The following is a 14,500-nucleotide window of genomic DNA, read 5'->3' as shown; positions in this document are numbered from 1 at the left end:
TGCCACTTTGATTGCATCCTTCTCCGGCAAACGCTACAATGCTTTGTATGATTGTGCGGAAGGAGACATGATGAAACAACGTCCTTTCTGGTATATCGGAGCGATTGCGGCTTTGCTTCTGGCGCTTGCCGCTTGTGGCGGCGGCGCGCCGACCAACCTGCTGCCGGCACAGGATGCGACTGCCGTCAACCCGTCGAATGTCTCGCCCGTAGCAGAGGCGACCGCCTCGCCGGAGGTGATCACGCCGTCGCCGATCCCGTCCCGTACAGCAACAGGCGGCGTTGAGGTGATCACCGGCGAGTTCACGTATACCAACGATATCATTACCACCTACTATGTCGAACACGCTGTCGGGTTGGTCGATCTCTACGGCTTCATCACTCGTGATGAGGAATGGGAACTGCCGGTCGAGAGTCAGGCGCTGGGACCACTGACCATCGATCTGGAGCGGCAGCGCGGCGAGTTTCGCCTGGCTCTGCCGGCGCGTCCGGCAGGAGTGCTGGCTGATGTCGATAACAACACCCAACGCGATACCGGCGTACAGGTGTTCGTGGTGGCGTACTGGCCCAATTTGTATGGCGGTCCCTTTTCCGAAGGGGACGACCGCAGTTTCGGGTGGCCCGCCTATCTGGCATCGACGGTCAACGATCCGGAGAACAACGATGAGATCACCGGCGGCAAACTGGTAGTGTGGGCGCCGGACGAAGCGCAACAGTTCCCAACCGATTTTGGCGCCGATGGGTTGCTGTTTACCGCCGATGATCCGGTTGGTCCGCTCGCTGCCGGGTATTCGGTCATCGATCTCGATCAGCGTCCGTTTGGCATCGAGCGCAACCGTGAAGAGCAGGTGACGCTGCACGAACCGCCGGATGCAGCGATCAAAGATTTCTCCGATCTGTCGTATACCAGGGCGTTCGATGAAATGTTCAAACGGGTGCGGGTCGAATATGCCTTCAACGGCATTCCCGGAAAAGCGCCGGATTGGGATGCACTTTATGCAAACCTGGCGCCGCGCGTTGCCGAAGCGGAACGCCAACAGGATCGCCGCGCGTTTTTTGAGGTCATGTTCGATTTTGCGAATGCCTTCCGCGATGGGCACGTTGGCGTCAATTCGCCGCTTTCCGGCGCGCTGTTCCGTGAACGCGCCGCCGGCGGGTATGGGTTCGCCATCCGCGAATTGGATGATGGTCGCGCGCTGGTGGTCTTCGTGACGCGCAATGGTCCTGCCGATCGCGCGGGTGTGCAGGTCGGCGCCGAATTGCTGGCGTTCAACGGCGCGCCGGTCAAAGACGCAATTGCTGCCGTCGAGCCATTGGGGGGACCGTTCTCGACCGACTTTGCGCTGCGCTATCAGCAGGCGCGTTACCTGTTGCGCGCGCCGGTCGGGACGCAAGCGCAGGTGACGTTCGCCAACCCGCGTGGTGCGCCGCAGACGGTCACGTTGCGTGCGGTGGAAGAACGCGACAGTTTTTTTGCGACATCGATCTTCCAGGAGAGCAACCCGGCGGCGCTGCCGGTCGAGTTCGAGCAGCGCGCCTCTGGCGTCGGGTATATTCGTATCAATTCCAACTACGATGACCTGAATCTGCTGATCCGTCTGTTCGAGCGGGCGCTCAAGACGTTCGACGACCTGGATGTTCCCGGCATTATTATCGACATGCGGCAGAATAGCGGCGGTGCGCCGCTGGGACTGGCAGGGTTTCTGTCCGACCGGGAGATCATCATCGGTCAGGACGAATACTACAGCGAACGTACCGGTCGGTTCGAGCCAGAAGGTCCGCTCGATACGATTCTGCCGCACCAGAACCAGTACCGTTTCGACAAGATTGTGCTACTGGTCGGGCAGGCGTGTTTCAGTGCATGTGAATTCGAGTCGTATGGATTCAGCAAAGTTCCCGGCGTGATTGTGATTGGTGAAACGCCGACCGCTGGGGTGTATGCCGAGGTGTCGCGCGGGCAGTATGTGCTGCCGGACGACATCTTCCTCCAGGTCCCGACCGGTCGCACGCTGCTGCCGGACGGTGCGCCACTGCTGGAAGGAGTGGGAGTTGTGCCGACGATCCGTGTGCCGGTGACTGCCGAAACCGTGCTGTCGAACCGTGACGCAGTGCTCGAGCGCGCGGAGCGAGAAATTGTCGGGCGTTAAGCCTACTACCGCAAATACTCGCTTACCTGGCGCACCCAGTCGGCGGCGCCGTACCAGATCAGGAAGAGCATGACCGTCAGGGCAAGCGTTGCACCAGCGCGCCCGTGGCGCTGCCATTGCGCCAGCGCGACCCCTGCACCGATGCAAAGCGCCGGGTAGATGAAGATCGTCCAGCGCACCGGTTGGTCGCTGAACAGGAGCGTTCCCAGGCTTGCCAGCGCGCCGAGCCAGCAGGCTGCCAGGGTAAGCCTCAATGCGCCACTGCGCGGTTGTCCGGCGAGTAGTGCGCCAGTGACGCCAACCGCCAGTGCGAGCGACGGCAGGGGGGCGCCGGGGCTGAATACGAACCCGATCACCCACCGGTTCAGTTTGTCGAGCAGGGGATCACCCGGCGGGCAGATGATGCCCTGGGCTGCCAGCGCCTCTTGCGCGATGCGGCGCTCCTCCGCCACGTAGCCGAACGCCGAGTAGAAGAGCGTGAATGCGACAATGCCTGCTGCGCCGATTGCGATGGCAAGTCGCCAGGCGCTCATACGCCGGATTTGTGAGATGCGCGGGGTATTTGCCGCGCTCTGTGCCCCTTCTGCACTCGTCCCACCGTCGGGCTGAACCAGGCTGAACAGGAACCAGACCGCCAGCGCCGCGCCGGCCGAAAGCGCAACACCGCCGTGGCTAAGCAGGATGAGCAGGATCAACGCAGCGCCGGAGAGCGTCGCCTTCCACGAGTGATCGCGCAGCGCCAGCGTCATCCAGAGGATCAGCGGTGCAACCAGCGCCTGTGCCAGCAGGTTTGCCATTTCGCCGACGGAATAGGAGCGCAGGATTGGCGGCGCGAGGGCATAGATCGCCGCTGCGTAGAGCGACGCTGTTCTGCCCGTATCGGTGCGCCGGAGCAGCAGCCACAGGACGGCGACGGTCAGGCTCTCCAGCAGCGCCGTGCCTGCCTGCACCAGCAGCGTCAGCGCCGCGCGGTCGGCGCCGGTCAGCAGGACAACCGGCAGCAGCGCCAGGTACCCGCCGGGCAGGTACGGTTGTGGTCCGGCGCCGGCGCGGCAAGGGAGTCCTTCAGTAAAAAAGATCGTGCCGCGCGCCACATCTGCCAGGTTGTTGACGTGCAACCCCAGATCGCTGGTCTGTGCGTAGGGGTGAAGCATTCCCGCCACACGAACGAACCACGCAACCGCCGTCAGCCCTGCGGCGGTTACGGCGTCCGCAGTTGGTTGGGTTGCGCGCAGTGCCGCTTCGACAAACGGAACCAGCGCATAGGCGACCCATATCCACACCGCAACGGTTGGGGCAAGCACGGTTGCATCCGTGCGTCGCACTGCAATCATCCAGGCAGCGAGCAGCGCGACGGTCGCCACTATGCCGGCGGAAGCGCGCGTCGCGTGGTGCGAGGGCGCGCAGGTGCGCCGTGTCAGCGCATACATGCCTGCCAGCGACAGCGCCAGCCAGCCAGACATCACCCATGCCGGACGATAAGGCGCCGGTTGTGCCGGAGTCGCCACAATACGAAAGACGGGCAGCCCCAGGATGCGCGGATCGGAAGGCGCAATCAGGCGCGGGGTCTCGAACGTCACGCGCAGGTCGCCGGCCGGGTCGGTGCGCGCCAGGATGGCATACATCCGCCGTTGTGCGGCGATGTCCAATGTGATCGATGAACCGTTGGCGGTGCGCCAGACACTGCGAACTGCACTGCCGTCGGGTCTTCCACTGGCGGCGGTGACGCGCAGCAGCCAGTGGTCACCACCGGCGCCGGGGAATACGACCGAAGAAATAGTGCGCGTCCAGCGATACGGCAGGGAGTCCGCCGCATACCACGGGCGATCTGGCAGGTCTGCCGGTTCCGAGTCGTTGAAGTTGATCAGGAAGGGAGAGTCAAAGCCGCGCCGGCGCGTCTCGCGGTCGCCGCCAACATCGAGGCGTATGGTTGGCGCAACCTGGTATGCGAGCGCCCAGAGCGCCAGCGCGACTCCGAAGGATGCCCACCACTGCGGCGCGCGCGCAACCGCTGCAATCTGGCGCAGTTCAGCGGCGATCCAGCCAAGCAGCGCCGCGCTCTGGCGCGATGAATGGGAAAAGCGTGCAATCAAGGTCGGACGCCGCACGAACGAACGTTGAACGTTCCATGTTCGGCGTTCAACGTTCTAGGCATTCACATCGAAAACAACCCGCCCACGCACCTGACCGGCCACGATCTCATCGCACAGTTCTTTGACCCGGCTGAGCGGTTCGACGCGGGTCATCCGGTCGAGCACATCGGCAGGCAGCTCGCGCGCCAGATTATCCCATGCCGCGCGGCGGCGCTCCGTTGGGCAGGTGACCGAATCAATGCCGATCAGACGCACGCCGCGCAGGATAAACGGAAACACCGTGGTGGTCAAATGAGCGCCGCCGGCATTGCCGCATGCTGCAACTGCGCCGCCGGTCGCAGTGGCGGCGAGAACGCGCGCCAGCACATCGCCGCCGACCGTATCGACCGCGCCTGCCCAGCGTTCTGATTCGAGCGGACGTCCCGGCGCTGCCAGTTCGGCGCGGGGCACAATGGTTGTCGCGCCGAGTTCACGCAGATAGTCGTGGGTTTCGGCGCGCCCGGTAGACGCAGCGACACGGTAGCCGCGCCGCGCCAGTAGAGTGGTGGCGATGCTGCCGACCCCGCCGGCTGCACCGGTCACCAGCACGTCACGATCACCAGGTTTAACGCCAGCTTCTTCGAGCGCCATCACCGCCAGCATTGCCGTAAACCCGGCAGTGCCAATGGCCATGGAATGGAAGAGAGTCATTCCCGCAGGCAAAGGAACCAGCCATTCGGCTTTGACGCGCGCGCGCTGCGCGTACCCACCCCAGTGTCGTTCGCCGATGCCCCAGCCGGTCAACACCACCGGATCGCCAGGGTGATACGCGGGGCTGGTTGTTTCGATCACCGTCCCTGCCAGATCGATGCCGGGGACCATCGGAAAGAAACGCGAAATCTTCCCCTTGCCAGTGACATTCAGACCATCCTTGTAGTTGAGACAGGAATAGACCACCTGCACCAGCGTGTCGCCCTGCGGCAGATCGTCGTTCGTCAGTTGGCGGAACTCAGCGTGGATCGCGCCGTTTTCCTGGGTCAGCACCAGCGCTCTGAACGTGTCCTGAGTCATCATTGCTCTCCTTTCAGACACAAAAATCCTTTGCCGTGTCCTGACGCCATGTTTGTTCTTATCGCCTTCAGCGCTCCTCCGGCAGTAGCGTATAATCGGGGAAGTTGCCGTACAACCGCTCGCCGGGAGGACCGATGGTGACCGCCTGTACCAGATATTTGCCGCCGACGAAACACCCTTTCCAGCTTTGCCCGATGCCGCCAAACACCTCGTCCCGGTCGCCGCGCGAGCGAATGGTATTGATGCCGACCTTGAAGGCGCGCACTTCGGCGGCGATCTGTTGCGCCAGATGCTCATTGTCGCAGGCGACCGATGCGACGAGACAGCCGTTGGATATATTCATTTCAGTGATCAATTCCTCAACGCTATCCACCACGACAATCGTATCGACCGGACCGAACGGCTCGTTGTGGTAGAGGCGCGCATTGCGGGGAACATTCAGCAGCGCGACGGGCGCCATGTACGCGGAAATATCCTGATGCGGCAGGAAATCCTCATCGCGGAGCGTCCCCTGATACAGGCTAACAGCGCCGCCGCCGATCGCTTCGCTGATCCACACCTGCAATTCATCGACTTTGCGCCCATTGATCAGCGGTCCGAAGTCGAGCGTGGGCGGCGGCGCGTCGGGATGATCGACAAGCGTCGGATTGCCAATCCGCAATGATTTGAGCACCGGCAGGTACATATCGAGAAACTGCGGGAACAGTTGACGTTGCACCACGAGGCGCACATAGGCAGTGCAGCGCTGCTTACCATAATCGAAGCCGCGCCGCAGTTGTGTCGCCAGTGCGTCCCACCGGCTGAACTGCCAGATGCCATAGGCGTTAATCCCCTCCATCTCGAGCATGTAGCGCTTCTCGCGGTCGTACAGGCTGGCGGCAATATCGCGTCCGTTGGTTTTGCCGCCGACGAATGCCAGGCATGCCACCTCTGATCCGCGCACAAGCGCCTCGGAAAGCCTGCCGCCGGATCCGCTCACGAGCGAAACCGGCAGCCCGCAGCGTCGCGCCAGCGCAATTGCAACTGTCAGCGCGAACAACCCGCCGTCGCTGGGGGTTTTGGCAATGACCGGGTTGCCTGCCAGCATCTGCACCAGCATCGCGTGAACCAGCACCGACAGCGGATAGTTCCACGAGGCGATATTCGAGATCAATCCCAGCGGCTTGCGCCCCTCCATCATCGACGGTATCTGCTCGACATACCACTCGACGCCGCTGATGCAGCGATCCACATCGGTCATCGCCTGCGCATACGGTTTCCCAATCTCCCACATCAGCAACCGACCGATGAGTTCGCGGTGCTGGCGCAGCAGGTGCACACAGGCATCGACCCGCTGCTGACGTTCGGAGAGATCCGTCGTGGACCACGCGCCGAACTCACTGGCGGCGGCGGCAACGGCGTGACGCGCCGTGTCGAGGTCGATCATGGGGTAGTTCCCAAGCATTGTTCCATCGACAGGTGACAGAAACGGCTTCGGATGTCCTGGAAAGCCCCATTCGCCATGGATCAGGTTGAGCGGATTGCCGTCTTCGTCGAACGCCTCGGGCACGAGCGCCTTTGCCCGTTCCAGCAGGGAAGACCATTCCAATCCGGGTGCAATCATGGTGTGCTTCATAGATACCAATGACCTGTGAATATCCGGCACGGTCACCCCGAGCAGCGCGAGGGGTCGTGCGCGACCCGCGCAGATTCCTCGCTGCGCTCGGAATGACACGCATGCGGCATCTTCAATCGTAATTTGTAGAGTCGTCCAAGATGATATTTGAGGGCGCAGGAACCTGCGCCCCCGGCATTGCTGCACAGTTTTGCAGATGCCTGTCTACTCGAGTTTACTCTCCTTGATACGCTGAACCAGATCGGGGACGTAGCGCGTCGAGATTCGCCCTTCGCGGAACGGCGGATCTTCGAGCATTGCCAGGGTGAACGGGATGGTGGTGTAGATTCCAGTGATCACGAATTCGCGCAGAGCGCGTTCGAGGCGAGCAAGCGCCTCATTGCGATCCGCGCCCCAGACGATCAATTTCGCCAGGAGTGAATCGTAATATCCCGGCGGCGAATATCCGGCGTAGAGATGCGAATCGACGCGCACCCCCGGTCCGCCAGGCGGAAGATAGTACTCGATCTCACCACCCGACGGCATGAAATCGCGGTCCGGGTCTTCGGCGTTGATCCGCGCTTCAATCGCGTGCCCACGCATCACCACGTCCGACTGCCGGATTGTCAACGGTTCGCCAGCCGCGATGCGCAACTGCCATTTGACCAGATCAATGCCGGTGACCATTTCGGTGACCGGATGCTCGACCTGGATGCGGGTGTTCATCTCGATGAAGTAGAAGTTGCCGTCGGGATCGAGCAGAAACTCCATCGTCCCCGCATTGACATAATTGATGGCGCGCACCCCTTTGAGCGCCGCTTCACCCATGCGCGCGCGCAGATCGGGATTGACGGCTGGCGACGGCGCCTCTTCGACGATCTTCTGATGGCGGCGTTGCGACGAACAATCGCGTTCACCAAGGTGAATGGCATGACCATACTGGTCTGCGAGCACCTGGATTTCGACGTGCCGCACCTGCGGGAGATACTTTTCCATGAGCAAGGCGCTATTGCCGAACGCCGCTTCCGCTTCGGCTTTTGACGTTGGATACGCCTTGATCAGATCGGCCTCATTTTGGGCGACGCGCATGCCGCGCCCGCCGCCGCCGCCAGAAGGCTTGAGGAGCACCGGGTAGCCGATCTGATGCGCCGTTTCGACCGCCTCTTCGAGGGTGCGCAATTCGCCGCGCGATCCCGGCACGGTTGGCACACCAGCGTCACGCATGGTCTTCCTGCCAAGCGCCTTGTCTCCCATCATTCGGATGGCATTGGCGTCGGGACCGATGAACTTCAGTTTGTACTCGGCGCAGATCTCGGCAAAGTACGGATTCTCCGACAGGAAGCCATAGCCAGGATGAATGGCTTCGCAGCCGGTCATCAGCGCTGCGCTGATCAGTGCCGAAGGGTTGAGATAGGATCGCGCCGATGCAGCGGGACCAATACACACGGCTTCGTCCGCCAGGCGCACAGCCAGCGAGTATTTGTCAGCTTCGCTGTATGCCACGACTGCTCGCACGCCAAGTTCGTGACAGGCGCGGACGATGCGGACGGCAATTTCGCCACGGTTGGCGATGAGCACTTTGTTGAACATGGTATCCGGGCTTTCTGTCGAGACAGGCGCCTTTCACTAGGTAGGGGTCAGGGGTTAAGGGTTAGGGGTTGAGACGACCTTCAACCTTCCACCTGCCGCCTTCACACCTTGCACCCGTCACCCCTGCTCGCGTAGAACGTTCGCACGGATGTGAATCTGGGCGCGCCAACGGCGCGCCTCTACCTGCCACCTTTGCCAACCCTCTTCCCTCTTGCCTCTTCCCTCTTGCCTCTTCCCTCTTGCCTCTTCCCTCTCGCCTCTTCCCTCTCGCTTGCGGCAGACGATTATACCCCATATTCCCGATTCTGGAGCATCTCAGACCACGCCTCATACAATTCGTCCTTATCCTTGAGCCCAGGGCGCGGCAGGGCATGGTTGACGACATAGGTCGCTCCCTGGTGACGATTCTCCCACATTGCCTGGTGCGCCTGCGGGAGATCGTTCCACTCCACGAGCGTCGGTTCGGTGATGCTCAGCAGACCGGCGCTGATCTCATCGTTCAGGCGCACAATCTCATAGGCGTTCGAGAGGTGCGTGCCCCAGATATTCGCCGTTGGCATATAGATCCGGCGCTGACGCATCCAGACCTGCGGAGCGAAGAATGAGTAGCGCTGCCCGTCCATGTTCTCGAAGTAGACGACACGACCGGTGAAGGGTTTGATCAGCATAACGCTCACCGCCAGCGTGTCGTGACCAGAACGCTCGATGATCAAATCGGGGTACCCGCGCGGGTTGTCGTTGCTGCGCAGGAACTGCCCGACTGCCGTACCCAGCGGCTTGAACGTCAGGTCGTTGAAGCGCCGCACTGCCGCCTTGAACCCATGGATATCGCTCTTTGCGTCGGGCAGCGGTGGCATGGTTTCGGGCCAATCGAACTCATCACCATAGCGGCGATGCAACTCTTCCAGGCTCACAACGCCCTTGAGCGACGCGCCGAAGCCCAGGCTCAACACGAATTCGCGTTGTGCATCAGTGTAGGTGACCACCACGATCCGCGCGCCCATCGCGCGCGCCGATTCAATCGCCTCCAACCCGACCTGATCGACGAGGGTTGTGCGGCGTTCCAGGGTCTCCGGCACAGCGCCCGATTCATACCCCTCGTCACCCAGGTACGACCGGTCATCGACGCCATAGTAAATCATCACGGCTTCACCGGCGCGTAACCCTGCCCGGCGCAGCATCTCCACCGGATCGGCGGCGCCCGGCTTGCCAAGGAAGGTGAAGTGGTAGCCGCTCGATGCACCATAGAACGTCAGTGTCGGAATATGCCCATCGTGCGGCTCGCCAAGCAACTGGAAGCTGCGCGGGAATGCCGTTTCGCCAGCGTGCGAGACGGCGTAATCCGCCAGGTGCCCTCCGTTCTGCGCCCGATAGTCTTCGAGCAGTGGACGACCGGCGGCTTCCCATTCCGCCCATTTCGCCGGATCTTCCGGCACGCGGGTAAAGATGCCAGCATAGCGTGGATCACGGCGATTGATCACACCAACTGCTCCAGCCGCGCGCACAACCGCTGCGCGCTCCTGCGAACTGACCATGCCGGTGACATACAACCCATTGCGCGCCGCCGAGCGCGCGGCATCAAGACCGGTGCCGGTTGCCGCACCCTCGACGAAAATACGTCGTCCCGGCTGAATCTTGAGTGTGGTAAACAATGCGCGATAGACCGTCCCCAGGTTCAACATATACGACCCGGCAGCCTCGAGGGTCAGGTCGGGCAGCACCGGGAAACACTGCGGCGCCTGCGCCACCATGAACTGCTGGTGCGACGCATCAGGCGTGTTATACCCCTGGATGACGAAATCCGCCGCCATCGGATCAAGTCCGACCATGGGCGACAGTAGATCGTTTTGACCGGAGTAGATCGCTACCAGATCGCCGACCTTCAGGCGCCCCTCGCGCTTCGTCTCTTCGCCGACCGAGACGATCAGCCCGATCCCGCCTGATCCGGTCACGTGCCAGTCGCGGTCGTGCTCGTCGAACTGACTGACCGGCACGCCGGTGATCGCCCAGATGTCGTTGAAGTTGACCTCCGATGCCAGAATGTAGAGCAGAACGTCGTTTGGTCCGGGTTTTTCGACCGGGATGATGATCTGCTTTTCCGCCTCAATCGGATCACCGTGGGCCGGCGCGCCGGTGACCTCATCGCGCACCACCGCCATCGCGTACTGCGCCACCGGAATGGGCGTCACGCCGGGGAAGAATGGCGCGCCAATCGGCAAAAGCATACCGGCGTCGATCATGCGCTTCTCCTCGTCGGGCGTCAGGTGGATGCGGCGGCGCGTCGGCAATGGTGCGCTGCGCTTGTCCAGGAAGTCCTGAATGCCAATCTTGCCTTCATCGGGAGCGACCACCGCTTCGGCGAACAGGCGCGCCTCACGCTCCAGCCCTGCCAGCATGCCTTTGGTGAAGCCGGTGCGCAACGCGTCGATGATCCGCTCAATCGCCCTGGCTCGTCCGGCCCACTGCGCCTGGTTGATAATGCGTGTGATCAGCGGATCGCGCAGCGCCTTCTCGAGCAGGTCCACCATCGCCGGATCGGGCGTTTCCCACTGTGCCGTCAACTGGCGGCGCAGCGCATAGGCTTCGGGCAGCGGGGGCCACAGACCCTCGCCAGCCGTTGCCGGGTCGTGGAACGGCGAGAAGAACGTCGTCGGATCATCCGATGTGTTGGGAATAACACGGAGTTCGGTCGGTTTGCCGTTGCGCTCCGCCAGGATCATCTCACGCGCCATCTGCGTGGCGAGGGTGAGCGCCTCTTCGTGACCGTGCGCCACTTTATCAATCAGCCCGATCTCATACGCGCGCTCGGCATTCAGAGTGCGCCCGCCCATAATGATCATCAGCGCCTTGATCAGACCGGCTTCACCGCGGCGGCTGTAGAGCAGGCGTGGCAAGCGTTGCGTACCGCCGTATCCCGGCAGCAACCGCAGATTAATCTCCGGTTGCCCAAACTCGGCGTGCAGGTCGGCAATGCGATAGTGGCAGGCGAGCGCGAACTCCATGCCGCCGCCGAGCGCCACGCCGTTGATCGCCGCGATACATGGCTTGTTCATCGTTTCGATCTTGCGGAACGCCAGGTGCGCATTGTTCGGCAACGCCATCGCGTCCTCAACGGTGTGCATCTCTTCGAGCATCTGCTTGATGTCGGCGCCCGCCACAAAACTCTTCGTGCCGCTGCCGGTGAAGACGACCGCTGCCACATCCTCACGCCGCGCCAGGTGATCGACGATAGTGTTGAGCTCATCGAGGGCGCGCTCGTTGAGCGCATTGACCGGTGGATTGGTGACGGTCACAATGGCAATCCGCTGCGTCAGCGCCTTCTGTTCCGCCGCCGCACTTCCGTTGCCCGAAGGCGTCCACCGCTCACGCACGGCATGGTACTCGATGCGGAAGTAGCGATAGCGCTCGAAGATGCGCTGCTCCTCCGCCATGCGCTGCTTGCGCTTCCACGCTTCGATCTTCTCCGCAATCTCCTTCAGCGACTCGGGATTGCGCAGCGTGGTGGTGTCGCCAAGCGGCTCACCGAGCATTAGATTGCGCAGGAAGCGCCGCATATACTTGCCGGAGCGCGTCTCCGGGAAGGCGCTGACCTCGATATAGTCTTCCGGAACGCTGACGGCGCCCTTTTCGTTGCGCACCAGTTCGTTGAGGCGGCGGCGATCTTCACCGGTCAACTTGCGCCCCGGCGCCGTCAGAATGAACGCCACCGGCGTCAAACCTTTCTCGCGGTGTGGCGCGCCGACCACAATACAGTTGCCGACCGGCGAGTCCGGCGTGATAATTTTGTCGCGCAAAATGGCGCCTTCGATCTCCTCGGTGCCCATACGGTGCCCCGACACGTTGATGACATCGTCGGAACGACCGTGCAGCGTGAACGAGCCGTCGGGGTACTTCATGGCGAAGTCGCCCTGGATATACCCCCACTCGTCGTTGGGACCGCGCCGCCAGTAGGTCTTGATAAAGCGTTCGGCATCGCCGCGCCAGCGCGGCGCAGTTGCGCCGTTCCCGTGCTGCATGGCGGCGACCCACGCCTCGAATCCTTTCACGTCGCCCCAGATGGTGCGCGTCAGATACGGATACGGCGCCGTAATAACGATCTCACCCTTCTCCTCATAGTCGGCGATGCGATAACGTGGCGCTTCGGCGCCGGTTGCATCACGGTCGCCGCCTTCGAGCACCCAGACCTCACCAGCGATCCAGGGCAGCGGATAGGTATGCGCGTCGGGGCGCAGCGGGAAATCCTCATTGCCGTAGAAGTGCGTCCAGACAATGCCGCCGTGCTCAGTTGCCCAGTAGGAGTTAATATACTGCGGCGACATCAATTCCATGCCGAACTGCTGTACGGCAGGACTGACCGGTTCGGCGCAGAAGGTGCAGACGCGCAGCGACGACATATCGTACTGACGCGCATCTGCGGTATTCTGCGGGTCGGACATCACCGTCTTGAGGAAGGTCACGCCTGCTTTGAAGATGCGCACCTTGTAGCGCTCGATAATGCTGGCAAAGCGCCCGGCGGACGGGAAGACCGGCGAGCCTTCGGTAATAATGCCGGTGCAGCGAGTCGTCAGCGTGGCGCAGATCATATAACTCTGCCCTGTGATCCAGCCCGGATCGGCGACGACGTAGATCGTATCACCCGGTTCGGCGTCGAAACTGACCCTCATGGTATAGGCGACGCCGGCGACATACCCGCCGTGGACGTGAACCACTCCCTTGGGCTTGCCGGTGCTGCCCGACGTATAGATGATGAACATCGGATATTCCGCATCGAGCGGTTCGGCGCGGCTGGTTGCGTACAGCGCCTTCACGAACTGATCGGTCGGCAAGTTGAGGAGTTCATCTTCGCTGTAGACCTCGACGCCGACGGCGCGCGCATTTGCCAGGATCGTCTCCAGCGCCCTGGCAGTCAGTTCATGACTCCAGCGATCGCGTTCCGGTCGCCACAGAATATCCTGTCCGGTATGGCGCACGACGATCACTGCATCGACGCGCGGCGGCGTATTAACCAGCGCCTGTGCGACAGCGGTGCGCGCGCGCGACTGTGCCAGGGCATCAACGCCGGTGAGTCCCTCGATAGCGCGTCCGACGGCGCGCATTGCGTCGCTGCGCTCAATGGTGATGTCTTCTTTGAGCGCGTCGCGCACCTGCGCCAGAATATGCTTGATCTGATCCGGCGCCAGCAGCGGTGCGCCCGGCACGGGCGAACCCTCGCTGCCGCTGAGCGCCGCCTCGATGATGTCCAGCGCGGTCTCGACCGGCACGAACTTATCGAGCGCCTGATCGGTATACTGCTCTTTATAGGGAACGACCTGCGCATTGCGATAGGCGCCATCGCTGGTGATCACCAGGCGCGCGCCCGCATTGTGGATGCGGTCGCTGAGGGTCTTGTCGGAGAAACCGCCGAACACCGGCGTGTAAATGATGCCCAGGCGCTTGGCGGCTTCGGTATAGTAGAGTTGCTCCATGATGTTGGGCATGTTGAGGGCGATGCGATCACCCATGTTCAGTCCCAGATCGCGCAACACCTGCGCCGCCTTGACAACTTCGAGCATCAATTGCTTGCGCGTCACGGCAAAACTGACGACCGGACCACCGCGCCCGTTGTTGAGCGACGAGTCCCAGCGGTCACCCTCGAAGTAGAACGCCACCTCGTCGCCATAGCCTGTCAGCACGTGGCGATCGACCTCATTGAAGCAAGCGTTGGTCAACCCGCCTTCAAACCAGCGATAGAAGGGCGGATCATCGCCGTTGAAGGCGCGCTCCCACGGTTCGTGATCCGGTCCGTAGGGCACGTCGATCGGTGCGCCGTCGCTGTAACGCAGTCCCTTCCAGCAACCCTCCTCTTCGTCCCAGGTGATCCAGGCGTCAAGATGACGGTCGTACCAGTGAATGGCGCTACGAGCGATTGCGCCATGGAACGCGCCCGGATCGGTGAGCGCAGCCTTACGTTGCGCCTCCCAGTCGGCGCGGGTGCGCACCGGATTGATGCGTGGCGGGCGAAGAGCCGATTCGATGGTGGTCATAGGT

The 14,500-nt window shown here is 62.2% G+C and carries 6 protein-coding genes; 1 reads left to right on the top strand and 5 read right to left on the bottom strand.

Going from position 1 to position 14,500, the window contains the following annotated elements; translation table 11 throughout:
• Positions 1 to 67: 67 nt before the first annotated feature.
• The gene (locus tag RCAS_RS15145; protein ID WP_232280031.1) at positions 68 to 2,146 is read left to right on the top strand and encodes a S41 family peptidase; all 2,079 of its coding nucleotides are present in this window, start codon (positions 68 to 70) and stop codon (positions 2,144 to 2,146) included.
• A 5-nt stretch (positions 2,147 to 2,151) separates the two neighbouring features.
• Here RCAS_RS15145 and RCAS_RS15140 read toward each other — a convergent pair whose 3' ends face one another.
• The 5 genes from RCAS_RS15140 to RCAS_RS15120 form a co-directional block, all read right to left on the bottom strand.
• Positions 2,152 to 4,254, bottom strand: coding sequence for a hypothetical protein (locus tag RCAS_RS15140; RefSeq protein WP_012121420.1), 2,103 nt, complete (start codon positions 4,252 to 4,254; stop codon positions 2,152 to 2,154).
• Positions 4,255 to 4,293: 39 nt separating this feature from the next.
• The gene (acuI, locus tag RCAS_RS15135) at positions 4,294 to 5,292 is read right to left on the bottom strand and encodes an acrylyl-CoA reductase (NADPH) (RefSeq protein ID WP_012121419.1); all 999 of its coding nucleotides are present in this window, start codon (positions 5,290 to 5,292) and stop codon (positions 4,294 to 4,296) included.
• Positions 5,293 to 5,356: 64 nt separating this feature from the next.
• A complete protein-coding gene (locus RCAS_RS15130; RefSeq protein ID WP_012121418.1) occupies positions 5,357 to 6,904 on the bottom strand; it encodes an aldehyde dehydrogenase family protein in 1,548 nt (515 codons plus the stop codon).
• Between the two features lie 204 nt (positions 6,905 to 7,108).
• Positions 7,109 to 8,473 carry an acetyl-CoA carboxylase biotin carboxylase subunit gene (gene accC / locus RCAS_RS15125; RefSeq protein ID WP_012121417.1) on the bottom strand — a complete coding sequence of 455 codons (1,365 nt, stop codon included), beginning with the start codon at positions 8,471 to 8,473 and terminating at the stop codon, positions 7,109 to 7,111.
• Positions 8,474 to 8,757: 284 nt separating this feature from the next.
• Entirely contained in the window at positions 8,758 to 14,496 is a 5,739-nt protein-coding gene (locus tag RCAS_RS15120) for an AMP-binding protein (protein WP_012121416.1), read from the bottom strand.
• Between the last annotated feature and the right edge of the window lie 4 nt (positions 14,497 to 14,500).

This window comes from Roseiflexus castenholzii DSM 13941 (genome assembly GCF_000017805.1).
Classification (GTDB): domain Bacteria; phylum Chloroflexota; class Chloroflexia; order Chloroflexales; family Roseiflexaceae; genus Roseiflexus; species Roseiflexus castenholzii.
The sequence above is the reverse complement of the archived record's forward strand: the minus strand, read 5'-3'. Positions and strand labels throughout refer to the sequence as shown.